We start from the raw sequence: 24,615 nt of genomic DNA, 5'->3' as shown, positions 1-24,615 counted from the left end.
CTTTCTTACTTAAAAACTTTTTGATCAGCGTTGGGACGAGATACGCGAGCTGGATTACCTATGGCAATCATGCCATCAGGGATGTCGTTGTATACAACTGACCCCATTCCAACTATTGAGTTAGAACCAATTTTTACGCCCTCTTTAACTAAAGCGCCCATACCAATATAACTCTCGGCACCGATAATACATGTCCCGCCAAGATTAACCATAGAAGAAATTACTGAATTCTTACCTACACAAACATCGTGACCAATAATGCTCATCGTGTTGACGCAAGAATTTTCAGAAAGTACAACGCTACTTGAAATGGAGCAGAAGGGGGCCACAAAAACACCGTTACCCAATAATGCTGAATCAGACACTAGACTTGAAATATCAACTAGGTTTGTAAAATCTACATTTATGGTCCGCAACTTTTCAAAGAGTTTACAGCGGGCAATAGGCTCTCCACTGGCAATAATAAATTCAGAATCTTCAATTTCTATCGCATCGGTTATTTGATCAAATTTTAATACTTCAGCGTTATGATAATAATTCTCGGTCCGAATATCATCGATAAATTTAATGTCCGTCCATAAATTTAAAACATTATTTTTACGACGTGCCACATCAATAACTTCTTTGCCAAAACCGCCAGCACAATAAATATATAAAATCATTTTTATCAACTCAAGACTATTAAAAAATATTATAAATTTTATATTATATATTTTCCCAGCTTTTCATTCAGTAATTAATTGAAAAGTAGAAATTACTTTTGCCTAAAATTAAGTAGATATAAAAATTTCAATCGAAACTCTGACGAAGCTATTACGCCTAATATCAATACTGTCAATCCAAATAACAAAATTTCAGCAATTCGATATAAACGATTTTCGCTTAATATCATAAAATCATTTAAAAAATAACCGGCTATAACCAGAAGCGCAATGATACTTAACGTATCAGTGAGATACCATTTTTTATTAATTCCATTCGCAAATTTATTATGAACAATTGGTACAAGGGCAATAAAAGAAAATAGATTCATACCAACCCACACATAACCAGCACCTACTCCACCATAATTGCCAGAAGCCCAGATTATCAATGGAACCAATATTATTACAAATACAATATTGTTGATTAAATGCAAGCGCAAATCACCTTTTGAATACTGCAAATAGTACGGAAATGCCGTGAGAACCAAAAGCCCATTACCTATGGCATATAACGTTAATATCTTCCAAGACTTTGCCGCCAAAAACTCATTACCAGTCCACGCTAAAAGGAGATATTCAGCATTAAAAACAATTGTCACGCATGCCGCACCGGCAACGATTGTTACCAGCTGTGTTGCCTTCCGATAGACCTGAATCAACTCGAAATGTTTACCCTCAGCCTCTAACTTTGCCATTCTAGGAAGAAGAGCGGCACTAACAGGTCCCCCAATTGCAATAATAAAACTAGCCGCCAAAACTGCCAAAGTAAAATAGCCATATTCATCTAATTGCAATACTTTAGATAGTACTAGCTTGTCAGTCTGGGTAATAAAAATCCACACGGTTGAAGTAAATGCGATTGTCAAGGAAAATTTAGTTATCGGTCTTATGACCTCAAAAGACAAATTTAATTTTTCTGTAGCACACAGAGTTGGTAACAAAGAATTTGCGTAAGATCTGATCCAAATAAGTTCTAACAATGCGATGCAAAGTTGATAATTAAAAAAGATGCTGGGGGAGACACCAATCAACATAAATATAGCAATAATTCCAACATATCTTAAGCTTGCAATAATGATCGTATAAGTGCTAAGCCATACTTGCCTTTCGGCGCCGCTAATTTGGCCGCGATAAAATTCGCACATCCATCTAATAGCAATAACTAAGGCGATTATCTTTAAGACGTACTGAACTTCACTAATTTGCAATTCCTTTAACTGCAACCACTCACCAGCGATATACTCAGATAATAGATACAACATACCACCACCAATTAAAGCTATCCCCAGAAAAATAATTTCAATGAATTTAATTAATTGCAAATAGCTAAGGACACTTATTGCACCCCCATAAAAACGGGCGGTTTCCCGCGCTAGGGTTGGCGTTAAGCCAACATTCAAAATTGAAAACCACAATTGCAGCATGGTAAAAAGGCCAACTAGACCATATGATTCTGGCCCCATGAAACTTATATACTGGGGTAACATAAAAATGCCTATCAGGACACTGTAGATTTGGCTAGCGTAATTCGCAATAATGTTGTGTCTGAAATTCACTATTAAAGATAAGTTTATTAAAGATTATTTTTTATTAATCCGGTAATTCGGATTACGTCATCACTATCTAGATCGGGATACATTGGCAGACAAAGTACCTGCTTCGATAATCTGTGCGCAACAGGCAAGTTAGAAAAACTAGATGATCGTAATGTTTTATACATTGGAAAATCTGAAATAAGCGGATAAAAATATCGTCTTGAATAGATATTGTTATTTTTTAACTTTTGATAAAGCTGATCCCTGGATAAAGAGTAAGTTTCATCGACCAATATTGGGAAATAAGAATAGTTAGTAACTTTTTCGCCTGCATCTTCAAGACATTTGATCCCATTGACATTTTTTAATTGGAATCGATATAGCGCATCGACTTTCTTACGCGCCTCCAGGGCGTCGTCAATATGATTTAACTGGGCCAAACCAAAAGCTGCATTAACTTCACTCATCTTTCCATTAATGCCTGCAATGTCAACGGTAACCTCATCTACAAAGCCAAAGTTTTTAAGCTGATTTATGAGATTTTTTATCTCAACGTCTGAACAAACAACAGCTCCTCCTTCAAAAGTATTAAACACTTTGGTTGCATGAAAACTTAACACGGACAAATCACCATGATTCAATACACTGCCACAATGACATTTCACTCCAAAAGCATGCGCTGCATCATAAATTACCTTTAAGTTATGGCGATCTGCAATTTCTTGAATTGCCTCAACATCACAAGGGCGCCCATAGCAGTGAACCGGCATGATAGCTGTTGTTTTTGAAGTGATTGCCGCTTCAATTTTCGAGGGATCTAAATTTAAAGTATTGGGATCAATATCCACAAAAACGGGCTCGATTCCATTCCACAAAAGCGAATGGGCTGTAGCCACAAAAGAGTAAGGAGTGGTAATAACTTCCCCTTTGATTTTCATAGCCTGCAGGGCGGTTATAAGCGCAATCGTCCCATTATTAAATAATGCAATGTGATCTACCCCAAGATACTTACATAACGCTTTTTCCAATTGCTGATGAAAAGGACCGCCATTGGTGAGAGTTTTGTTGCTCCAAATTTGCTCCAAATAGGGAGTGAACTCTTCCAAAGGCGGAAGAAATGGTTTACTGACATAAATTGGCTTATCGCTCATCTGATTAAATCTTCTTTGAGGCTAATAAAAGACTTGCCCGATTAGACATTAGTTTTCGACACTCAAGCCCGCTAATGCCCGCTCCGAGCCCTTGCCCCCGCAATCCAAAATACTGCCGGCATAGCTGCTGCACTAAACTCTAATACAGCAATGCCTTTTCTGTACCTGCCCAATGGACCATCAGCCATCTTGACAGCCATACTTTGGAATCTATTCACTCGCTTATTCATACGGTTTAGCACACTGGAGCGCCCGCGCTAAACGGGTAATTTTTAGCCGACAGGGTCGATGCGGCACCAGGGCCGGGAATGTTTTCTCGCAACTCGGCACGCGGGCACACTATCTCGCTATGCAACCCCTCGAACTCGCGCTTCTTGCACTGCAAAAAGTGAGCGGTAAGTTGAAGCGTTTGGGCGATGCTCTTGGTGGTTAGGAGGTGCATGTACTTTAGCTTGTTGGGGTTTGCGAGAAATTACCCCATTTGACGAGGCCCCTGTCTCTTAAAGCGCGCAGGCAGTAGTTGGTCTTGCCAAGGCTCACCGCCAGCGCATCAGCCAACTGGCGCAGGGTCCAGACGGTGTTTTGCTCCAGGAGACCTAGAAGTCTTAAGTGAGCCTCCGAGCCTGTGGTTGAATGTAACGACTCCTCCGCCAGCCACTGTCGAGAGGGCTGCGCCGATAACTCTAGGGAATGATTGGTGGGGACTGCGGCCATGAAGTTATCCTGCGGCTTTACAGTGGTTTAGTTTTACCGAAATCGGTTTATGATATTAGTTATTATAATCAGTTGTTGATCAGAGGAAAGATTTTTTCTGGGTACCCTTTCATCCTTATTGGACTTAAATCATTTAAACACTTTGGCATCTATTAATAGTTGAGGTGAAAGATCTCAAAAAAGGTCAACATTAGCCCCTGCGGCGGGCGGACTTTGATGCTTGTGGCTTTTACCTGGAGTAAAAGCTCTAGGGCCTGAGGTCTAATATTTTAACGTTTTAGTGCTTAAGAGCCGTGCGGTTGGATCGGTACCACTTGCGCGCTAGGGCCAGCACCAGCCCCAGGAGGCCCCCGAGCATCAGGCCAATTAATAGGCTATTGCGCTTTTGGGGAGAGACGGGCTCTTCCTTCAGGTAGATCGGGGCTGTAAGGTGGGCGGAGCGGCTCTCGTTGCCGGTGATGATGTTTTGGAGGCTGGAGATCTGATCGAGCAGGTAGCGAATCTCGTCGCGGGTGGCGAGATAGGCGGCGCTCACGGCCGCGCCTGATTTATCGGCCTTGGCGATCACTTGGGTGGCACGGCCTAGGCGCTCCTCTTCGATTTTCAATTTTTTGCTGGCCTCATCGATGTAGGGGGCAACGAGCTGGGCTTGGCTAGTCTTGATGAGCTGATAGATGGCGTTTATACAGGCTTTGGCAATTTCTTTGGAGGTGTCACGAACCTTCAGGTCCACTGTCCCGACCACCCCCTTGGGGATGCTGAACTTTACTTTTTTTGCAAGTAGAGCTTCGGGATCCTTTTGGTTGGTCAGGCCGCAGAGTGCGATGGTCTCCTTGGTGTAGGAGGTCGGCAGCGCCATGCGGGCGATGAGGGCCTGCGGTTCCTCGATGGTGATGCCCAGGGGGTTAATGTTGTTGTTGTTATTATTGACGTTTGCGATCTGCGCCATCTTAATTTGAGCGCTGGCCTCGTACTGCTTAGGGACCGCCCAGAGGAAAAGGGCTGAACCTATGATCCCAAATAAAGCGAAACTTGCGATAGTTTTGTATGCAGATTTGAAAAATATCAACAAATCAATTAAAGAGATTTCAGTGTCAGATAAGGAATCATTTCGATTCATAGAATTATTCATTTTATTGTTTTTTTAATAATTTACTTTTCCATAATGAAGGTTGAAGTTCTTTAATTGAAAATTTAATAAGCATTTTTATCATTCAGCACTCTAAATAAGGTCATTAATATTATCTTAAGATCGAACCCTAAAGACCAGTTCTCAATATAGTAAAGATCATATTCGATTCGAGCTTTCAGATCTGTATCTCCACGCCAACCATTCACTTGAGCCCAGCCAGTGATACCAGCCTTAACCAAATGCTTTTTCATATAGTCAGGAATCTCTTCTTTAAACTGCTCTACAAACATTGGACGTTCAGGACGCGGCCCAACAATTGACATGTCTCCTTTCAAAACATTGAGAAATTGAGGCAACTCGTCGAGACTCGTTTTTCGGATAAATTGGCCAAATCGTGTAACTGTCTTTGAAGCTGATCCACCCCATCGCACCTCTGAATTTTCAACATCTACTAGCATGGATCGAAACTTAAGCATTTGAAAAGATTTATTATTAAGTCCCACTCTTTCTTGCCGATAAAAAATAGGGCCCTTGGAGGAAAATTTTACGCCTATGGCCAAGATCAACATGAGAGGACTTACCATCACTAAAATCAGTAACGATAAAATTTTATCTTCCAACCATTTCACTAATTGATTGGTTCCGGTCATGGGAGAGGCAGATAAATCAAACATGGGAGTCCCTAGAACATCGGATACCCCATGATTGATCAATCTTAATACAAATAAATCAGGAACAAAGCGAATAGTAGCCGTGCTGTGCTTAAGAGCCTCTAGTAAGTTTTTGATTTCAAACTCATGAGATAGTGGTAATGCTAACCAAACTTCGTTTACTTCAACAGTTGATAGATGTCGCAATGATTCTTCATTAATATGGCCAATCTCCAGAGCAATTGAATACCCACTCCAACTGGGCCCCTGTAATTGTTTTTTTAGATTCATAGCTGCTTGACCTGATCCAACAAGTGCTACATAGCGTAAATTAAAGCCATGCTTACGCAATAGTCGCAAAAATAAGTACGTAAATAACCTTTCAACTGATAAAAAAATTAGCCCTATAAATGTCCATATTAGAAACCAAGTCCGTGAAAACTCATCAGAGGCTTTGACTAAAAATAACCACAACAAAATTAAACCCACAATCGCTAGCCAACGAATTGCGACCCCGGCAAGTATGGCTGTCAATTGCGAAGCCCGCCATGATCGATATATGGTTGCAGGCAATCCAGCAAAGAGAATTACTGCAATTGTCACCATCGCATAGTATGCGGATAAGTCGGGGGGAAAATCTATTCCTAAATTTAACGCTTGACGTAACTCTAATGCCAATAAGCCAGACGAAAGGATCATGAGAGCATCAGCAAGTCGAATGGCATACGGAACCCAGGGGTCAGACAGTCTGATGGATCGATTCATAGATTCAATTATCCCTCGAAGGTAGGTCTGTCATCGCATCAATAACCTGTTCTACGGAAAGCATATTGAGTGCATAGGCTAAATTGTCTGCTTTGGGATACTCAAATCCATAATGTAGGTATGCAGATAGGCCAGACCGCGGAAGCAATGAGATGGATGCCGATCCCAAGGGACCCCAGCGCACGGGGTTCGTGGGGCCATGAAGGCCAATGACGGGGACCTTAGCCTCCACCAGCAAATGCATCACACCCGTATTGACCGAAACCGCAAACTCAATTTCATTTTGGATAAATTCAGAGAGCGATTTTAAATCCATTACACCTGCAAGGTTGATCAACGGCAAGCCAGAGCGCTCAATAAAATTTTGGGTCCTTAATGCGTCGCTTTGAGAACCACTTAAATAGACTTGATAACCATTCTTTACTAGATGATGAGCAAGCTTTTCCCAATTAGACTCTGGCCACTCTTTTAAATAGGCTCTAGACCCCGCTGGCCATAAATGCAAAAGTACTTTTCGTGTAGTTTTGCGAAGACGAGGATGATACAAATCCGTCAGTAGTTCGGGTAGTTGTGAATTACTAATTACTTTTATCCCACCTACTATTAGGTTGATAAAGTTTCCAACCTCATGAATATCTTTTGAATGATCAATAATGTGATTGTAGGTTAAGCATCTAAAGCGATTGTTTGATTTAAACCCTCTGGTAATAATATAAGTATTGAGTAATGAAGCCATGCCAACCATAATTGGTCCAATATTAGCCCATTGGGTACTATCGATGATTTGATTAATCTGATATTTTTTACACACACGATAAATAGATAAGGGTGACTTTAAATCGATCGACTCAATACCTGCATAAAAATCGGTATACAGAAGAGCGCTAGAGTAATTAAGGTTAGAGCATGCTAAATATACTTTTTGATCAGCCAGAAAAGTCTTTACCGCTCTTGTCAAAATTATTAAGTCACCAATCGCACCAAAACAAACTACTAAATAAGAATTGGATGGTATTGGCTTTTTGACACCCCAAACTCTTTGAATCTTTAAAAAAATGCCAAGCATCGCTAGAATCAAAGATCCAAGCTTTTGATCGATCCATCGAAGTAGACCATGTCCCCTTTTTTCAGTTGTCATTCGAATCAATCATGCATTATGTTCATTAAGTGTTGATTTGATGCGACTAGCAACATCATCCCATGTAAATTGAGATGCCCGCTCAATCCCAGCTACTCTTAGTTGATTTAACAAATTCTGATCTGTTAATTGATTGAGGCCATTAACAAAGGAGTCAAAGTCATTGGGATCAAAATACAAGGCGGCATTCCCACATACCTCGGGAATGGCTGTGAGTGAACTAGTAAGCACCGGTGTGCCGCAGGCCATTGCCTCCACCAAAGGAAGCCCGAATCCCTCATAAAAAGAGGGCATCACAAACGCCAATGCCCCTCGATAGATAGTTGGCAAAGACTCCTCAGGAATATTGCCCAGGAATAACACCTGCTTCTCCAAATTCAGCTTGGAAATTTCATCTGCAACTTTTCTAGAAAAGAAGCCGCTCAGCAGTAAATCGCAATCACTTCTAATTCGACTCTGAGCATAAGCCCGAATTAATCCTTCAACATTTTTATGGGCTTTTTGGTTACCAACATATAGCAAATAGGGTCGGTGATTTTGCCAACGTGACCCATCAGGTGTGTATCGCGGGTGAACACCATTTCCAACATTGACAACTTTTTGAGGATCGATACTGGACCAGTCAATTATCCTTTTTTTTGAATATTCCGAAACAGTAAATACCACTTGCGCATTTTTAATGGCCGGCTTGATTAATAAATCAAAATATGCACTCTTCATCGGAGACATTAAGGCCGGCACTTCAAGTGGCATCAGATCATGCAAGGTAAACGAAAAGCGGCAAGGATTTCCTAGTGGAACGTTATAACCAGGTGAAAAAAAATGCTTCTTTTGATTTAACAAAGAATAAGTTAGTCTCAATGGATCCATTAGTCCCAATGGACGCCCTCGTAAATTCAAAGGCTTAAATCCACACCTATTTCCAACTTCAAAAGCAAAGCGGCCGATACCATGAGGACCAATCCAACGATTATCAAAAAGAATATCCATCACCAGCGTTTTTGTTTACCCACTAATTTTCGGTATCCATTGGCGATCTTAAACAGATATTGATCGGGAAATAAAAAGCAGCATATTCGTTTCATGAAGGTTTTGGCACTTTCCGAAAGATAATGACTAAGTGGTATTTGATAACCTAACTCTCTACATGCACGCCTTGTTTCAAGTGAGATCAAATGGGCTCTATAAATAGAACCTGTGGCGCCACCAAGCGGCATTTTATTTACTAGGATTGGAACATATAAAGGATCTTTACTACGAATACATTGCATGAGAAAGTGACTGTCACCCGCAAACTTATAACTAACATCAAAAGGCTCATCCTCTTTAAATAAGGAAATATGATGAAATACCTCGGGATGAATTGGTAACTTAGGCCTAAAGAACTCCCACTCATTTTTTATTTTCGACCAAGGTGCGCCAACTTCTTCAAGAAACTTTCTATTGTGTTCTGATAGATACTGTAAACGCCCATACACCAAATCATAATGGGGATGAGCATTACCTAAGATAGATGCAATTTTTTCTAGAGTATCAATATCAGCTAGTTCATCGCCTGAGCCAATAAACTGCACCCATTCACCTCTTGCAAACTTGAGTGCTTTATTCCAGGCATCATAAATTCCCCGATCAGGTTTGCTAAACCATACATTTACCAAATCACCCAACTCTTCAATAATCTTTAGGGTATTGTCTGAAGATTTACCATCGGCAATAATCCACTGAATATGGGGATAACTTTGCTTTTGTATGGATCGGGCCGTATGCCGTAATGACTCACCCGCATTTAGTGTAGAGGTGATAATTGTAATGAGGGGCAGACTTTTATTTGGCATTAAATCAGATTGTATATTTTGATCTTAATATCGAGAAGGCGCTCCATACAAATAAATGGGCACAGGTCCTATTTTCTTACGATAAAAGTGCTTTATAGACAGCCTTCGTCTCTTTTGCGCATTTTTGCCATGAGTAGTTTTTAACTCTTGCCTGACCCTTGTGAATTAAACTATCTCGGTAACTCTGATTCTCAAGGCAGCACAAAATAGCATTTGCCATAGACTCTTCACAATTCGGATCAAAAAATGAGGCGGCATCCCCAACAACTTCGGGTAATGAGCCTGTGTTACTGCAAGCAACCGGACAACCCATACTCATCGCCTCCAGGGGAGGAATCCCAAATCCCTCATATTGCGAAGGATAAATAAATAGCGATGCTGCGTTATAAAGTTCACGCAAAATCAGATCATTCCCAGTAGTTTGCCGAACTCTGGAAAGATCTAACTTAAGAGTTTTTATTTTTTGTAGCTCGAGGTCTGAAAAGTGCCCGCCGCCAAATACAATTAAGTGAAAATTATTATGTAAGTATTTATACTTTGCATACACACTCAATAATGCAGAAAAATTCTTGTAGCCAGTCCGCTCACCTACATATAACAAAAAAGGGGGGGCTCCGCTAGAATTTGATCGAGCTAATTCTTCACGATAAAACGACAATCCATGATGAACAACAGATGTTTTTTTATGTGGGACGCCAAGAATTTGTATTAAATCTGCTCTTGTATTTTCAGAAACACAAATAATATGATCTGCACGCTCAATGGCAGCCGCTTTCCTTTTTGGCGTTTTATCTTTAGGATGGAAATAATTAGGCAACTTTTCATGAATCATATCGTGCACGGTTATTACTCTTTTGGCGTTACCTGCAAAACTACCCCAAGCTGAATAATAAGTCTCATGAATAATATTAGGCATAAAGCCTCGCTGATAAATTGGCACAAGTAATCTATTTGCAATACGATATCCTTTTTGTAGATACTTTCCAGAAGGCATCTTAGTTCCCAAGATAGGCACCTTGGAGCTTGTGGCTAAATACTCATTTACGTGAAATGGGCTAATCACCTTAACATCAAGGCTGGGTTCTAAGGTTAACTGATTTGCTAGCTCATAAAAATAACGCGATATACCTCCGTATTTTTGCCAGCTAAATATATGATCATCAAAAGCAATACGCACAGTTATCAATTCCCAAAAATTACTTTATTCAACATTGTAATTTCTAATAAGAAATTCTCATTTGAGTGTAAATCAAAAAATCTCTTGATAAAAATATTACTATTTAGTATTGATAAGATTTCAGAAAAAATAGTGAGTCATTAGTAGCACTTATAAGTAATCCCCATAATTAAGATGGCCTTAATAATTTATTATTCAAATTCAAATACTTTGAGCCAGATTAAATAGAGTATTTTTTATAAGATAAATTTTCTTTGTAAGGCGTGGTATTTTGTCAATCCCCAAACTTTTATATTTCCCCAAAATCCAAAATCTTTTTTTCGCATTGCCCAAATCGGATAGTTTTTTAATACACTCCAATCGGGCTTAGTTAAATCAGATCGAGACGGATACCAATACTCATAGGCAGAAATGGTTTCGATATCACTTAATTTACAAAGGATAGAAAAAATACTTTGATCGTGCCGATGCTCGATGAAGCCATTCAAATTTGGGGATATTGAAACTGAATCGTCTACAAGACTAAAATTTTTGTAATAGATATCAAGCCAATGCTTAACAATATCGATTGTATTTTTGTTTTTTCTGATAAAAATTATTCCAGCTCCTATTGTTTGAGTATCGATAATATCAATTCTTGATCTTACTTTGAAATAATCTAGAGCATCCCCTTTTATCCAAAATCTATCTCTGAGATCTAAAAGTTTTCTACCATCATGCATGAATGGATCAGCTGGTTCTTTTGCCTGAAAAGCTAAAAATCCAATAGAGTTACTACTGACCATACTTAAATATTCTTGTAACCGATTTTTTCCCGCTAAATTCAGATAACAACCTGCATCGCAATAATGAAGCACATCTCCCTCATTCATTTGCTCAAGAGTCTGCTTGATGATTTGGGGCTTCCAGCACCAATATCCAAAACCTCTAACTGAGGGCTTTAATTTATCTTGAAAACGATCGCTAAACTCGGGAGCTAGTGACCTTTCATCTAAAGCCAGAATTGAAGAATACACCTGCATATTAGCCGCTTCTTGCTCTATTCTTTTTAAAGACCTCTTTAAACGAGAATCAGCAAATGTAAGAAATATTTTCTTCACTTTTAACAGACAAAAAGTGAACCTTGATTATTAACGCACTGTTTACTATTTTCTGAAAAAAAAGCGAATTTTTTAATCATCTTTTTTAAAAAAATTTCGAATGAGATCTAATAAGAGTAATTTCCTTGCAAAGGAACGCAAAAAAAGTTGATACTTTTCTTTACTAAATGCATAATGATAAAAATCTAAATCATATTTTGGATTTGACAATAAGTTTGATGGCCCACTTAAAGAATTAATATCGACGAACCCATAAGGGATATTATGATTCATATCCTGAGTATTGGAATGCGTACCAATTATCCCAATATTACTGATTAAATTTGCCTCGGGCCTAATCACCAATAGTTTATTTGATTGCATAGCATAAGACCACTGATAGTCCCAAGTATTAATTTGTTTACGATGCACCTTTTCATAGGCATCAATAAAATATTCCAAGACATGGGCTGGCAATTTGCCGCACATGAATTTTTTATAACCTTTGATGGTCCAGTTGGATAAATTCACATCATAAAGTTTCCAGCGAGAGCGCCATGTTGCCCATCCCCAAATCGATGCATAATTCGAATAGAAATAGTGGGACGATTTTTTTTCTGCGCCAAGTGGATTAAATCCCGAAATCATTCCAACTTGCATTTGATGACGATATCGCTCTAGCATAGTGTCACAAAATTCAAAAAATTCAGGGCTTGGAACAACATCGTCCTCTAGGATGATTCCCTCATCCTCATTTTCAAAAAACCAATTGATTGCACTTGACACAGCCACTTGACAACCTAAATTGGTTTTTCTTAATAATGTTTTGACATCACAATCCCAGTTAATTTGATCGACGATTGCCCTTGTTTTTTCACAAAGCTTATTATCATTTGGGTAATTTAATCGAGGACCATCGGCTGCAATATACAGTCTTGACGGTCTTGCTCGTGAGATCGTATCAAATACAATTTGGGTTGTATCTGGCCGATTAAATACTAGGAACAATACGGCACTTTTCATGCGTTAATGAATTATCTGCCTGAGCTTTGATCCAAGAAAATACAACTATAAAATGATTTTGCCACGAGCACATATTCTTTATCGATTAAAAATTTGTAAATTTCAGATTTCATCACATCAATCAATGAACTCGATTGTAATGATTCCACTATGACTAGACGCGGTCTAAATTTCAACCAGTTATTCGACTGAAGAACTTCATAATCTAAACCTTCTACATCCACTGTTAATAGGTCAATCGATCTAAATTGGTGTTGGTGATTTTCTAAAATGGTTTCTAATCGAGTTACGGGTATTGCTCGACTATCAATAATTTTGTATTGATGTGACTCCCTACTTTTAGCAAGATATTTATCAAAGGTATTAAGGGCTGGTTCATTAAACATAAAATAATTTAATGTTCCATCAACAGCAGCAATGCCTAAGGTTAAATTGATGTCTCTTGGCCTACAACTTTTAAATAATTCCATTGCTCCCGGAAGTGGATCGATGTTAATTCCTCTCCATCCCTTTTGGTACAGAAAATAGGTATTAGAAAAACGGTAGGGATGATGAGCACCAATATCAACATAAAAACCAATCGAACCATCGCCAACAAAGCGTCTCAAAATCATATCCTCTCCTTCTTGAGAATATGAGGGATTACTGTAAAGCTTTCTTTCTATGCCAAAAATACTCAGCAATTTATAAAGTTTGGCTTTTAATTGCACATTCATGAAAAGATCCTAGGAATTCGCATCAGAGACTTAATGGGCAGCATTAACTCATGAAATCCATTTTTAAACAAAATTACGCTGAAGTGTCCTGAAAATGCATACGCAATTAAAGTCGCATATGCGGCACCAAGTACTCCAAAGGTTGGGATGAATAAAAAATTAAGTGAGATGTTGATTATGCCGCCGAGTAACGTTCTTATGAGGTTTTGATATAGCTTATTTTCCGAGAGTAGTGCTATTGAATTTACCAAGCCGATACAAACAAATACCCCAGACCAAATGTGAACTAATAGAACATGGTCTGCTGTTTGAAATTTAGTCCCATAGATCAATTGAATAATGTCATTACTGAATAATGAAGTTGCAAACCCAAGTATGATTGAACCCCAAATTAATAGGCTATAGAGCTCTTGTAATTTCAAATTAAAGGCCTCTTGATTCTCTTTCTTTAGCTTGAAAAGGAGCGGCGAAAAGGCGCCCGTGATCGCTACTGGAATAAAGTACCAAGACTCGGAAAGTTTGGCCGCTGCGGAATATATTCCCAACTCGTCTAAGGAGGCCATCTGTTCAAGCATGATTAAATCAATTTTCATATATGTCGCAACCGATAATCCGGTTAAAAACATGGGAAATGCTGACACGAGTAATTTTTTACCTAGTTGCAAATCAAAATATCTTGCTGACAGCGTAATACCCTTCTCCATCTGACACCTTAAATAAATCCCGACCCCAAGAAAACACGCATCAAAGACATAAGACCAAAGGAGCCACTCCAGTGGTCCATTAATATAGATAATCCAAAGTTTTAGGATACAAGAGGCTAAGGATTGAATGACCTGAAAGTGGACAATTTTTTTTGACTCCGCTTTTGCCTGAAAAAAAATCTCACATAAATTGAGTGGCTGAAAAATAAGAGCACACGCGGCAATCAAAATTAAGTGCATACCCACATCATCTGCCTTACAAAGGTAGATCCCTAAAACGATGAGTACAAAAATCAAACTCACAAAGAACTTCATGCCAATGGCGGTACTGAAGATGCCGTTTTGCCGCTCCGGGTGATGCGAAATTTCTCTTAGGACAATACTGTCTAGGCCTAAAGAGCACAATGAACCGAATATCGCTAGCCATGCGAGAGCATACGATAGCTGACCAAAATCTTGGGGACCTAAGTAGCGCGCAATATAAAAAGCTACGAGAGTAGTTGCGATGATTCTGATGGTTTTTTCAAAAACCAGCCAAGTCGCATTGAATGTGTATTTTCGCATTAATTATTTTTCACCCTGTTCCCATTATCCATCGGGCAAGGTAGTGGGCGACGTTCTCACGGAAGTTGCTAGATACCGCTCACATAGGGCTCCAATTAATAGAAGGGCTAAAAAAGGTTGCCTCTCCCCTTCGGGAACCACTGAACTGATCATAATCAGAAAAATAGGAACGGCAATTGCCAGTAGATAAAACCCGAGCTGCCGATTCCAATAGCTTAGGTAAATTAATCGAATGAATATGTACAGAACTAATAAAATCGCACTCAATAAAGGCCAAAATCCTGAAATCCGATGAATATCGGCAAAAAAATTATGAAAATGCGGATACATATCTAACGGAGGAGGTCCAACCAGTGGACTCCCAAAGGGATTGGCTAACAATTGATAAAGCCAAAACACTACCATCTCAAATCGGGCATCCAAGAAGATGTCTGTTTTTATTTCGCGATCTAAAAATGATGCGTAATCATTTACCAGTATAAGCAAGGGGTATATCGCAAGTAGCGATAAAACCCATGAGCCTAACTTTCGCTGATTCATAGCAAATAAGAAGATTCCAACCAAAATTGGGAGTACAAAAAAATTAATTACAAAAAAAGAGCGCTGCTCAATCAGTACCGCAGCCACTAGTGTCGTAATCATCACTAAAGCTATACCCACCCAATATCCCTTGGACCGCTCTCGTGTGGGGTAAATTAAACTTGCATAAAAAATTATTGGAAAGAATGTCAGCAGATTAGCAATTCCCGGCGTATTGCCAAACTGAATCAAGCCTCTGGCGAGAGCGCGTAAATCAATTATCTTGCCGTAGTACGGAGAAGGCGCGAGTAAAACGGTTGTAAAAATGGTCACCGCAGCCCACAAAAATGCCCCCAAGCCCAAATACCAAATTAAGTCAAGCGCCTTTTGCGTGTCTTTCAGACAAAATGGCATGATCAAGACGCAAGCACTTAAAACAAAAAGCATCTCAAAATAGTTCGCTTCAAATGAAAAAATGGATGGCTTATACGGCACATAACTCGCCCAATAGCTGATTAAAAATAGGGTTGATAAAAACAATAGAATCCACCCTCCGGCTTTAGGGTAAATCAATCGCGCTTGGTGTTGATCCCATACGATCGGAAGACTAACTATTCCGAGTACGATCAATGCGAGGGATACCTTAAAGGTTCCTAGCCCAATCGAAAATGCCAGTGTGAATAAATAAATACTGAAAAGACTGTTTTTAATTTTTATAAACATCGAGTAATAGTACAGCACGCTGTTCCCAATCAGATGTTGCGGATTTATAAACTGATTTTATTTGATTCGCTTGCCTACTTGGCGCGTTGAAAATTCCAAGAGCTTTCACACATCTCTGAGAGCCCGCGTTTAGCAACCCATTGCAATAATTCCCTAGCAGAGTCAACTTTGGCATAACAGCTTGCAATATCGCCAGGACGGCGATCGACGATTTTGAATGGAATTTTTGAATTGACAACGGCTTCGTAGGCATGAATGACTTCTAAAACACTATGACCCGATCCCGTTCCCAAGTTCACGGCGATCCATCCGGGATGTTGATTGACAAAATTTAAAGCCGCCAAATGGCCCTCGGCTAAATCCATGATGTGAATGTAGTCTCGAACCCCGGTTCCATCGGCTGTCGGGTAATTACCCCCAAACACCTGAAGTTGCGGCAAGATACCACTGGCAACCCGAGCGACATAGGGGGTTAAATTATTTGGGATACCCTGAGGCTCTTCGCCAATCAACCCCGAATCGTGAGCTCCCACCGGATTAAAGTAGCGCAGACAAATAATTTTCCAAGTGGGATCACTACTTGCCATGTCTTTAAGCATCTCTTCGATATGCAGTTTGGTTCTTCCATAGGGACTCGTTGCCGAGGTTGGATGCTTTTCATCGATTGGTAAATAGAGCGGATCGCCATAGACGGTTGCACTTGAGCTAAATACCAGCACATTGACATCCGCAGTTCTCATCGCCTCCAATAAACTGATGGTGCCTGTAATATTATTGGCGTAGTACGCTAGGGGATTTTGAACCGACTCTCCCACTGCTTTTAAGCCAGCAAAATGAATCACCGCATCGACTTGGTTCTCTTGGAGTGCTTTTAAAACAACGGGGGTGTTGCACACATCCGCCTCAATACATATTAGCTTTTTACCAGTAATTTGCTCAATCTTATTTACAACTGATCGTTGGCTATTACAAAAGTTATCGATGATCACAACATGATGCCCTGCTTCAAGAAGAGCAACTGCCGTATGGCTACCAATATAACCTGCGCCACCTGTTAAAAGAATATTCATCATCAATCTTTACGATTTAATCGGTTTAACATCATCACTACTTTGTCCTACTGGCATTACAAGTCCTGCCATCAAAGCAATCAAAAAATATAAAATTTCAATCCCGTGTTGATGGCTGACCTCGCCAACAGTATATAAACAGAGGATCGAAAATCCAAAAAGTAGCACTAAGTACCGAAAGGGCCCGGTGCTATAAAAAGCTAGAACCATCAAGGATCCAATCGCTCCTAATGTCAGCACTAAGGCAGGAAATCCAAATGCTAAAGTCAATTCAACCCATGCGCTATGGCTTGACATAATTCCTTTTGCACTATTTGGGAATGTTTCATTCAATAACACCCCAAATGGTCGACTAAGAATTCCCACGCCCAAGGGGGTTTGCGGAGCAAGAATCGTCATGCCGACGACCGCCCAAGACACTCGCTCATAGGTATTGCCGCGCACCTCTTTTCCCAAGGCATTTTTTGGAAAACCTAGGGTGGCTGGATCTTGCCAGTTTGGGTACTCATGCACTTTCACTGCAATATTCATATCTTCGAGCAGGCTCGCCCAACCAGGATTCAATTTCGCTTGATGCCAACCAAACCATCCGGCAGCGCCAACAAGACTTACTAAAAATACGAAGTGGATAACAACTTTTTTTATCTCGGGTTTTGAGAAAAAAGAATGAACTAGGCGAATCAAAAGTCCAACACCCACTGCACCAAAAATCAAAAAGCCCAGCCCAACGCCGTTGAGCGCATCAAAAATAAAGACATAGGAAAACAAGGCAACACCTGTGGCAAAAAGCCAGAAAATAATCATTGCCCACTTCGCACGCGCGCCTAGGCGAGGAAATAAATCCAACAGGGTTCCCAAGACTCCAGCGATGAAAATCGTACCAACCAAAACGCCACTAATTTTGCCGTAAAAAATATAACCGTGATAGTCCGGTGCAAAGAGACTCTGGGCAATCGCTACCTTTTGTACATACTGGTAGTACAAATAAAGAAAGCTCGGTACAAATCCAAGCCATAGGATATTCACTGCCGCGGGTCGCTTGGTAATGGCCATTCCGGTGGCCAACCCCAACACCACCCCCATAAAGGCCCGAAGCCAGGTCGATCGCAATTCTTGAAATTGCAGCTCAGGAAATCGGGCTAGAAATAAGAAATGAAATATGACCCAGCCAAACATCAAACCAATCAAAATAATTGGAATGAAATACCAAAACGAAATCGCTATCCCTTGATCATGCCGCGTTTTAAAGACTTGATAACAATATAGCGCTGCGATTGGAGCCCCCAGAAATAGCATGGCATTACGTAGAGCAATGGTGTCTTTGACTGCCCAACATCCTAAAAGAATGGCGCTCATGATAATGAGCACAAGACCAAGGGAAGGTAAATTAAATAATCGATTCACACGAAATCAATCGATCTATCACGGTATGGGGAATCTTGAGTAATCGACAGAGTCGATCCCCAACACCATAGGAAATGATAACGCCATCGTCTTGCAAAACCATACTCATCACAATCTCAATTCCGATGTGTTCGATGAAAAAAGGTCTGCCAATTTCAATGATCTGAAGATCGGGGTTAAAGAGCACGAAATGATGGGTGTACATCCGAGCGCCTTGATAGGCGATTGGGGCTGAATGCACCACTGCCAAATACCCGTTGGCATATGGCACTAAATTTGATCCCCCGCGATACGGATAGGACACTTCAGCCGCTACCGAATCAAAGTTATCTGGCAAACGGATTGGCTCCATGGGAGCACGCATGGAAAGAATTTGCAATGGCTCTACGCTATAAATCAACTTTAACTGCGATGCATGGGTAACCGGAATCCAATTCTTTTCTACTTTCTGCCCTCGTGGCGACGGCAAGACCTGATACTGAGTAATCCGATGCCCATCAAGCTGAACCATAACCTGCCCAATGGCGCCCGCCGCGCGATTACCAATGGCGGCAATGCCCCACACCTCACCCTTCCAGTCAAATAGTCGAATATCCTCAAGAGCAGAGGTCCAACCCGATGCATCCTTACTCAACAATGATTCATCCAGAATGTCGTATTTGATGATATTCAGTTGCGCATCTAGCCACATCACATAATTGACATCCTTAGGAGCATCGGGATTCGTCACGCAGACGCGGTCATTAAATACATGGACTGCACTCGATCGTGCGGTCATCAAATAGCCACTGGGTGTTTTTAATAAACTGGGGTTATACGCTGGGTTTGGAGTGCTCCAGGAAAGCTTGATGCGCTCCACCCCATCCAGATTGATTAAAAATGGAGTAGTGGTTGCCGTGATGTGAGCTTGCAAGCGAGCAACGTCCGCTTTGGATGCCCACACTTTTTCTCTCCAGCGTCGGCCAAAGAGAATTCGCAATAGGATGTGGTCAATGCGAAACGCGCTCTTCATGATGTCCTAATGGATCAATTTCAAAATCATTCTAAATTTTAAATCCATGAAGTGACCAAAGGACCCTTAATGGCTCGATGGGTTGCAAGTGGTAGTTTTGGCGCTATTTTCGTAAATTCAGCTTCACGTACTCTTCATAAGCAGTGGCTAAGCCCTCTTTCAACCCAACCTTAGGGCTCCACCCGAGACGGTTTAATCGTTTAGAGTCCATGAGTTTGCGCGGCGATCCATCCGGTTTTGTCGGATCGAAGGTGATTTGACCTTGATAGCCAGTCGCTTTGGCAATCGCATCGGCTAATTGTGCAATCGTGATATCGCTACCAAAACCCACATTGATATGACTCTGCATGGGCTCAGTTTGTGCTTCATAGGCTACTGGATCGAGCTGCATGACAAACACGCTAGCAGCAGCCATATCATCGACATATAAAAATTCACGCTTGGGAGTACCAGTTCCCCAAATCGTGACCTCGGGTGAGCGATTGATCTTTGCCTCATGAAAACGCCGAATGAGTGCCGGAATCACGTGGCTATTTTCAGGATGGTAATTATCCCCTGGGCCATACAGATTGGTGGGCATCACCGAGCGATAGTCCACCCCATGGCTTTTGCCGTATTGGCGGTTATAACTTTCGCACATTTTGATTCCTGCAATTTTGGCAATCGCATAGGGTTCATTGGTGGGCTCGAGCTTCCCAGTCAAGAGTGCATCCTCCGCCATGGGTTGCGGGACTAACTTGGGATAAATGCAGCTTGACCCTAAAAACAAGAGTTTTTTAACGCCGCTCATAAACGCCTGATGAATTACGTTGTTTTGCACCATCAGGTTCTCATAAATGAATTGTGCAGGATAGGTGTTATTGGCATAAATCCCGCCTACCTTGGCTGCGGCTAAATACACCTGATCGGGTTTTTCAGTCTCAAAAAAATCACGAACTGCGGCTTGATTGGTAAGATCCAATTCCTGGTGCGTGCGATAAATGAGATTGGTATACCCTTGGCGCTCTAACTCTCGCACAATGGCTGATCCCACCATACCCCGGTGGCCCGCGATGTAGATTTTTTGCTGAAGATCGGTTGCCAAGAAGAGTCCTAAATTCGTTACTAGAGAGTTAAGCGTGTTTTGCCGTTCGATTACTTTTTGCTTACTCTTTGCTTACTTTTTGCTTACTTTTCAATTATTTTTCCTTACCCACTGCCACCGCATAACCATGCTGTTTTAGTAATGCATGCTGCTTGGCTTTTTCAAGATCGTGAGTCACCATCTCTTGAATCATTTGATCCAAAGTAATCTCAGGGACCCAACCGAGCTTCTCTTTGGCCTTGGTGGGATCACCCAGGAGAGTCTCGACTTCGGTGGGGCGGTAGTAATGGGGATCGATTTGCACAATCACATCGCCCACTTTAAGAGCGGGGGCCTTATCCCCCTCAATCTTGGCCACGATCGCCTTCTCGGCCTCCGCTTTGCCTTCAAATCTGAGTGCAATTCCTAACTCGTTGGCGCTCTTTTGAATGAACTCACGCACCGTATATTGCACGCCAGTCGCAATCACAAAATCCTCGGGCCTGTCTTGTTGGAGCATCAACCACTGCATACGTACGTAGTCTTTGGCATGACCCCAATCGCGAAGCGCATCGATATTACCCATGTAGAGGCATTTCTCTAAGCCCTGGGCGATATTCGCAAGGCCCCGGGTGACTTTGCGCGTGACAAAGGTCTCGCCGCGGCGTTTGGATTCATGGTTAAAGAGAATGCCGTTACACGCATACATGCCGTAGGCTTCCCGGTAGTTCACGGTAATCCAGTAAGCATAGAGTTTCGCGACTGCATAGGGGCTTCTAGGATAAAAGGGGGTCGTTTCCTTTTGCGGGATCTCCTGTACTAGGCCATAAAGCTCAGAGGTCGATGCTTGGTAAAAGCGGGTTTTCTTCTCTAAGCCCAAAATACGAATTGCTTCGAGCATACGTAGCGCCCCAATCGCATCCACATCTGCCGTGTATTCGGGGGACTCAAAGGAGACCGCCACATGACTTTGCGCACCCAGGTTATAAATTTCATCGGGCTGGGTTTGCTGAATAATGCGTACCAAATTACTGGTATCCGTGAGATCCCCATAGTGGAGAATCAAATGAGGATGATTGACATGCGGATCTTCGTAGAGGTGGTCAATACGCTCGGTATTAAAGAGTGAAGCGCGGCGTTTAATGCCATGCACCACATAGCCCTTCTCTAATAGAAATTCTGCAAGGTAAGAGCCGTCTTGACCAGTGATTCCGGTAATTAAAGCAACTTTGGCTTGATTTTTACTCATGGCTTCCCTCTTAACTCCATTGTTCGTCATTGAGCTTATTGTCGCCCATAGGTGTCTTCAAAGCGCACAATATCATCCTCACCCAAGTAAGAGCCGGATTGAACCTCAATAATTTCCAAAGGCTCCGTGCCGGGGTTGGCTAAGCGATGGGTTTGCCCTTGGGGGATGAAAGTGCTTTGATTTTCATGCAAAGTCAGCACCTGATCACCATTGGTAATCTCGGCAATACCTTTGACTACAATCCAATGCTCAGCGCGGTGATGATGCATTTGCAGCGATAAACTCGCTCCGGGTTTAACTTGAATGCGCTTGACTTTAAAGCGCTCGCCCTCATCAACACTGTCATACCAACCCCAGGGGCGATTGACTTTGCGATGCAGGTTTTTCTCTTCACGCCCTGCTTTCTCTAAGCGGCTCACAATCGCCTTGACCTCTTGACTATTGGCGCGATTCGCTACTAAGACCGCATCGGCAGTCTCCACAATCACGAGATCGTTCACGCCCACTGCACTTACTAGACGCGTGCTTGAATACACAAGGCTATTAGTGGTTTGATCCAAAACGGTATCACCCCGTGTCACATTCCCGGCATTATCTGGAGCGCCGACTTGCCAAACCGCATCCCAAGCACCCAGGTCATTCCAACCCGCGTCCAATGGCACCATTTGAATGGGAAATCGACTACCCGGGCATTGCTCAATCACCGCATAATCAATCGACTCACTCGGAATCGCTTCAAACAAGGCCTTGTCCGGACGAATAAATACGGTGCCATCGTGCGCGTCACTGGTTTTACCAGCCCACGCTTGAGTGCTAGCCTGCAAAATGTCTGGGCGAAATGCCTGGAGGGCTGCAAGCCATACGCTGGCTTTGAGTACAAACATGCCACCATTCCAATAGTAGCCACCCTCCTTTAAATACTGAGTCGCAGTTGCCACATCGGGCTTTTCAACAAAACGCTCAACGGTCATGCCAATATCGCCCGCTCCCTGAATATTGACCTGAGCATTGACCTTGGCCTTGATGTACCCGTAGCCAGTCTCTGGGCCAGTGGGGGTCACGCCCAAGATGGCGATTGCCCCGGATTGCGCGATCTGCAATGCGGAGTGCATCGCCAGCTCAAAAGCAGGTTGATTAGTAATCGTTTGATCAGCTGGGGTAATAAGCAAAATGGGGTCATCGCCTTGCGCCTGTGCACACAATGCCGCTAGCGTGAGCGCCGGGGCAGTGTTACGCGCTACCGGCTCGAGTAGCAACGTTGCCTTTACATCCTTTAACTCACGCAATTGATCGAGTACTAAAAACCGATGCTCTTCATTAGTCACTATTAAGGCTGGCTCGTCATGCGCATGAGACCCAATGACTTTTTGAGCGCGGCTTAGAGCCTGCTGAAAAAGGCTATGCTGGTCTTCATTACTTGAGAGAACAAGAAATTGCTTCGGAAATCCCGAGCGCGATAAGGGCCACAAACGCGTACCCGAGCCGCCACAAAGAATGACAGGGATGACTTTGGAGCTTAAATTAGGATTGGGCACAATTCGTATCATTTTTCAGAATAATCGTATTGTAAAGGGGGAAGGGGAGAAGCAAAGGCTCCCACAAGGGATCTAAGCTGAGGTCCTCTACCCCTGACTTCGAACGCTGCATGGATCCTCATGAAAACCTGGCGCTGCTCGCGCTGTGGAAAAGTTCGTATCATTAGCGTATGAGTAAAAAAGCCCTTATTATTGGTATCACCGGCCAAGACGGCGCCTACCTCGCCCAATACCTTTTAGGCAAAGGCTATACCGTGACCGGTTCATCGCGCGATGTAATGGCCTCCTCTTTTCATAATTTAAATATTTTGGGGATTCGCGAACAAGTCAAACTTCTTTCCGTCTCCATTAATGATTTTCGTAGTGTGTTTAATGCCATCCAAAGCTGCGATCCCGATGAGATTTACAACCTTGCTGGCCAAACCTCAGTGGGGCTCTCGTTTGAACAGCCGGTCGAAGCGATCGAGAGTATCGCGATTGGCACGCTCAACATCCTAGAAGTCATTCGGGTATTGGGAAAGTCTGTGCGTTTTTACAATGCAGGCTCCAGCGAGTGTTTTGGTGATACTGGCACGACCCCCGCCAATGAATCCACACCCTTTGCACCCCGAAGTCCCTATGCTGTTGCAAAATCAACCGCCAAGTGGCTCATTAACAGCTACCGCGAGTCTTATGGCTTATATGCTTGCACGGGGATTCTGTTTAACCACGAATCGCCCTTGCGTCCAGAGCGCTTTGTCACCCAAAAAATCATTGTGGGGGCTAGCAAAATTAAAGCGGGGCTACTTCAAAAGATCCAACTGGGGAATTTAGAGATCTGCCGCGATTGGGGCTGGGCCCCGGAGTATGTAGAAGCCATGTGGCTCATGATGCAGCAGGATAAGCCTGATGATTTTGTAATCGCGACGGGCCGCATGGAGTCCCTCACCTACTTTGTCGCGAAAGCCTTTGAATACTTTGATTTGGATTGGCAACAACACGTAGAAATCAACCCAGCATTTTTCCGACCCAATGAAATTCAATACAGTGTGGGCAATCCCGAGCGGGCCATTCAACAACTGAAGTGGAAAAAACCTACCGATATTGATGGAGTGATTGAGCGTATGTGCGCTGCTCAAGCGCAAAAGCTTGCTTAGCACGCTTGGTACGCTTA

The 24,615-nt window shown here is 42.1% G+C and carries 23 protein-coding genes; 1 reads left to right on the top strand and 22 read right to left on the bottom strand.

The features are described 5' to 3' along the window. Positions 1-5: 5 nt before the first annotated feature. The 22 genes from QUE64_RS01640 to QUE64_RS01540 all read right to left on the bottom strand — a co-directional run bounded on the left by QUE64_RS01640 (position 6) and on the right by QUE64_RS01540 (position 23,474). Positions 6-662, bottom strand: coding sequence for a NeuD/PglB/VioB family sugar acetyltransferase (locus QUE64_RS01640; protein WP_286225634.1), 657 nt, complete (start codon positions 660-662; stop codon positions 6-8). A 92-nt stretch (positions 663-754) separates the two neighbouring features. After that, the gene (locus tag QUE64_RS01635; RefSeq protein ID WP_286225633.1) at positions 755-2,167 is read right to left on the bottom strand and encodes a lipopolysaccharide biosynthesis protein; all 1,413 of its coding nucleotides are present in this window, start codon (positions 2,165-2,167) and stop codon (positions 755-757) included. Positions 2,168-2,277: 110 nt separating this feature from the next. Continuing rightward, entirely contained in the window at positions 2,278-3,390 is a 1,113-nt protein-coding gene (locus QUE64_RS01630; protein WP_286225632.1) for a DegT/DnrJ/EryC1/StrS family aminotransferase, read from the bottom strand. A gap of 235 nt (positions 3,391-3,625) precedes the next feature. Further along, positions 3,626-3,832 (bottom strand): helix-turn-helix domain-containing protein, encoded by a 207-nt coding sequence (locus QUE64_RS01625; RefSeq protein ID WP_286225631.1) that lies wholly within the window; start codon positions 3,830-3,832, stop codon positions 3,626-3,628. Positions 3,833-3,837: 5 nt separating this feature from the next. Beyond that, positions 3,838-4,104, bottom strand: a complete 267-nt coding sequence (locus QUE64_RS09085) for a winged helix-turn-helix transcriptional regulator (protein WP_353506769.1) — start codon at positions 4,102-4,104, stop codon at positions 3,838-3,840. Between the two features lie 277 nt (positions 4,105-4,381). Continuing rightward, positions 4,382-5,224 carry a Wzz/FepE/Etk N-terminal domain-containing protein gene (locus QUE64_RS01620; RefSeq protein WP_286225630.1) on the bottom strand — a complete coding sequence of 281 codons (843 nt, stop codon included), beginning with the start codon at positions 5,222-5,224 and terminating at the stop codon, positions 4,382-4,384. A 74-nt stretch (positions 5,225-5,298) separates the two neighbouring features. After that, positions 5,299-6,651 carry an undecaprenyl-phosphate glucose phosphotransferase gene (locus QUE64_RS01615; RefSeq protein WP_286225629.1) on the bottom strand — a complete coding sequence of 451 codons (1,353 nt, stop codon included), beginning with the start codon at positions 6,649-6,651 and terminating at the stop codon, positions 5,299-5,301. Positions 6,652-6,655: 4 nt separating this feature from the next. Further along, on the bottom strand, positions 6,656-7,789 hold the full coding sequence (locus tag QUE64_RS01610; protein ID WP_286225628.1) for a glycosyltransferase family 9 protein: 1,134 nt from the start codon (positions 7,787-7,789) through the stop codon (positions 6,656-6,658). A gap of 9 nt (positions 7,790-7,798) precedes the next feature. After that, on the bottom strand, positions 7,799-8,779 hold the full coding sequence (locus tag QUE64_RS01605; protein ID WP_286225626.1) for a glycosyltransferase family 4 protein: 981 nt from the start codon (positions 8,777-8,779) through the stop codon (positions 7,799-7,801). Next, the gene (locus tag QUE64_RS01600; RefSeq protein ID WP_286225625.1) at positions 8,779-9,624 is read right to left on the bottom strand and encodes a glycosyltransferase family 2 protein; all 846 of its coding nucleotides are present in this window, start codon (positions 9,622-9,624) and stop codon (positions 8,779-8,781) included. Before QUE64_RS01600 ends, QUE64_RS01605 begins: the two co-directional genes overlap by 1 nt. A gap of 76 nt (positions 9,625-9,700) precedes the next feature. Next, on the bottom strand, positions 9,701-10,801 hold the full coding sequence (locus QUE64_RS01595) for a glycosyltransferase family 4 protein (RefSeq protein WP_286225624.1): 1,101 nt from the start codon (positions 10,799-10,801) through the stop codon (positions 9,701-9,703). 236 nt (positions 10,802-11,037) lie between these two features. Then, entirely contained in the window at positions 11,038-11,901 is an 864-nt protein-coding gene (locus QUE64_RS01590; RefSeq protein WP_286225623.1) for a hypothetical protein, read from the bottom strand. Positions 11,902-11,973: 72 nt separating this feature from the next. Further along, positions 11,974-12,903 carry a glycosyltransferase family 2 protein gene (locus QUE64_RS01585; protein ID WP_286225622.1) on the bottom strand — a complete coding sequence of 310 codons (930 nt, stop codon included), beginning with the start codon at positions 12,901-12,903 and terminating at the stop codon, positions 11,974-11,976. Between the two features lie 11 nt (positions 12,904-12,914). Further along, complete coding sequence (locus QUE64_RS01580; RefSeq protein ID WP_286225621.1) at positions 12,915-13,619, bottom strand: FkbM family methyltransferase; 705 nt, start codon at positions 13,617-13,619, stop codon at positions 12,915-12,917. Beyond that, positions 13,616-14,887, bottom strand: coding sequence for a flippase (locus QUE64_RS01575; RefSeq protein WP_286225620.1), 1,272 nt, complete (start codon positions 14,885-14,887; stop codon positions 13,616-13,618). The genes QUE64_RS01580 and QUE64_RS01575 overlap by 4 nt, the downstream gene beginning before the upstream one ends. A gap of 24 nt (positions 14,888-14,911) precedes the next feature. Further along, complete coding sequence (locus QUE64_RS01570) at positions 14,912-15,946, bottom strand: hypothetical protein (protein WP_286225619.1); 1,035 nt, start codon at positions 15,944-15,946, stop codon at positions 14,912-14,914. Positions 15,947-16,203: 257 nt separating this feature from the next. Continuing rightward, positions 16,204-17,199 (bottom strand): UDP-glucose 4-epimerase GalE, encoded by a 996-nt coding sequence (galE, locus tag QUE64_RS01565; protein WP_286226139.1) that lies wholly within the window; start codon positions 17,197-17,199, stop codon positions 16,204-16,206. A 9-nt stretch (positions 17,200-17,208) separates the two neighbouring features. Beyond that, positions 17,209-18,555 (bottom strand): hypothetical protein, encoded by a 1,347-nt coding sequence (locus QUE64_RS01560; RefSeq protein ID WP_286225618.1) that lies wholly within the window; start codon positions 18,553-18,555, stop codon positions 17,209-17,211. A 31-nt stretch (positions 18,556-18,586) separates the two neighbouring features. After that, a complete protein-coding gene (locus tag QUE64_RS01555; protein WP_286225617.1) occupies positions 18,587-19,615 on the bottom strand; it encodes a hypothetical protein in 1,029 nt (342 codons plus the stop codon). Positions 19,616-19,718: 103 nt separating this feature from the next. Then, positions 19,719-20,699 carry a GDP-L-fucose synthase gene (fcl, locus tag QUE64_RS01550; protein ID WP_286225616.1) on the bottom strand — a complete coding sequence of 327 codons (981 nt, stop codon included), beginning with the start codon at positions 20,697-20,699 and terminating at the stop codon, positions 19,719-19,721. A gap of 94 nt (positions 20,700-20,793) precedes the next feature. Beyond that, positions 20,794-21,927, bottom strand: coding sequence for a GDP-mannose 4,6-dehydratase (gene gmd / locus QUE64_RS01545; RefSeq protein WP_286225615.1), 1,134 nt, complete (start codon positions 21,925-21,927; stop codon positions 20,794-20,796). 35 nt (positions 21,928-21,962) lie between these two features. Further along, a complete protein-coding gene (locus QUE64_RS01540; RefSeq protein ID WP_286225614.1) occupies positions 21,963-23,474 on the bottom strand; it encodes a mannose-1-phosphate guanylyltransferase/mannose-6-phosphate isomerase in 1,512 nt (503 codons plus the stop codon). A 158-nt stretch (positions 23,475-23,632) separates the two neighbouring features. Here QUE64_RS01540 and QUE64_RS01535 point away from each other — a divergent pair, with 158 nt between their 5' ends. Continuing rightward, complete coding sequence (locus QUE64_RS01535; RefSeq protein WP_286225613.1) at positions 23,633-24,598, top strand: GDP-mannose 4,6-dehydratase; 966 nt, start codon at positions 23,633-23,635, stop codon at positions 24,596-24,598. Positions 24,599-24,615 lie beyond the last annotated feature (17 nt).

The organism is Polynucleobacter sp. HIN7, assembly GCF_030297595.1.
Taxonomy (GTDB): domain Bacteria; phylum Pseudomonadota; class Gammaproteobacteria; order Burkholderiales; family Burkholderiaceae; genus Polynucleobacter.
Note: the sequence above shows the minus strand (reverse complement) of the source record. Positions and strands in the feature narration are given on the sequence as shown.

Bases quoted from the DNA above. Each gene is read 5' to 3' on its own strand.
- QUE64_RS01600 (WP_286225625.1), bottom strand. From the start codon at position 9,624: ATGCCAAATAAAAGTCTGCCCCTCATTACAATTATCACCTCTACACTA.
- QUE64_RS01605 (WP_286225626.1), bottom strand. From the start codon at position 8,779: ATGGATATTCTTTTTGATAATCGTTGGATTGGTCCTCATGGTATCGGC.
- galE (WP_286226139.1), bottom strand. From the start codon at position 17,199: ATGAATATTCTTTTAACAGGTGGCGCAGGTTATATTGGTAGCCATACG.
- QUE64_RS01560 (WP_286225618.1), bottom strand. From the start codon at position 18,555: ATGAGCGCCATTCTTTTAGGATGTTGGGCAGTCAAAGACACCATTGCT.
- QUE64_RS01575 (WP_286225620.1), bottom strand. From the start codon at position 14,887: ATGCGAAAATACACATTCAATGCGACTTGGCTGGTTTTTGAAAAAACC.
- gmd (WP_286225615.1), bottom strand. From the start codon at position 21,927: ATGAGTAAAAATCAAGCCAAAGTTGCTTTAATTACCGGAATCACTGGT.
- QUE64_RS01630 (WP_286225632.1), bottom strand. From the start codon at position 3,390: ATGAGCGATAAGCCAATTTATGTCAGTAAACCATTTCTTCCGCCTTTG.
- QUE64_RS01625 (WP_286225631.1), bottom strand. From the start codon at position 3,832: ATGCACCTCCTAACCACCAAGAGCATCGCCCAAACGCTTCAACTTACC.
- QUE64_RS01615 (WP_286225629.1), bottom strand. From the start codon at position 6,651: ATGAATCGATCCATCAGACTGTCTGACCCCTGGGTTCCGTATGCCATT.
- QUE64_RS01620 (WP_286225630.1), bottom strand. From the start codon at position 5,224: ATGAATCGAAATGATTCCTTATCTGACACTGAAATCTCTTTAATTGAT.
- QUE64_RS01640 (WP_286225634.1), bottom strand. From the start codon at position 662: ATGATTTTATATATTTATTGTGCTGGCGGTTTTGGCAAAGAAGTTATT.
- QUE64_RS01635 (WP_286225633.1), bottom strand. From the start codon at position 2,167: ATGGGGCCAGAATCATATGGTCTAGTTGGCCTTTTTACCATGCTGCAA.
- QUE64_RS01610 (WP_286225628.1), bottom strand. From the start codon at position 7,789: ATGACAACTGAAAAAAGGGGACATGGTCTACTTCGATGGATCGATCAA.
- QUE64_RS01535 (WP_286225613.1), top strand. From the start codon at position 23,633: ATGAGTAAAAAAGCCCTTATTATTGGTATCACCGGCCAAGACGGCGCC.
- QUE64_RS09085 (WP_353506769.1), bottom strand. From the start codon at position 4,104: ATGGCCGCAGTCCCCACCAATCATTCCCTAGAGTTATCGGCGCAGCCC.
- QUE64_RS01585 (WP_286225622.1), bottom strand. From the start codon at position 12,903: ATGAAAAGTGCCGTATTGTTCCTAGTATTTAATCGGCCAGATACAACC.
- QUE64_RS01580 (WP_286225621.1), bottom strand. From the start codon at position 13,619: ATGAATGTGCAATTAAAAGCCAAACTTTATAAATTGCTGAGTATTTTT.
- QUE64_RS01555 (WP_286225617.1), bottom strand. From the start codon at position 19,615: ATGAAGAGCGCGTTTCGCATTGACCACATCCTATTGCGAATTCTCTTT.
- QUE64_RS01540 (WP_286225614.1), bottom strand. From the start codon at position 23,474: ATGATACGAATTGTGCCCAATCCTAATTTAAGCTCCAAAGTCATCCCT.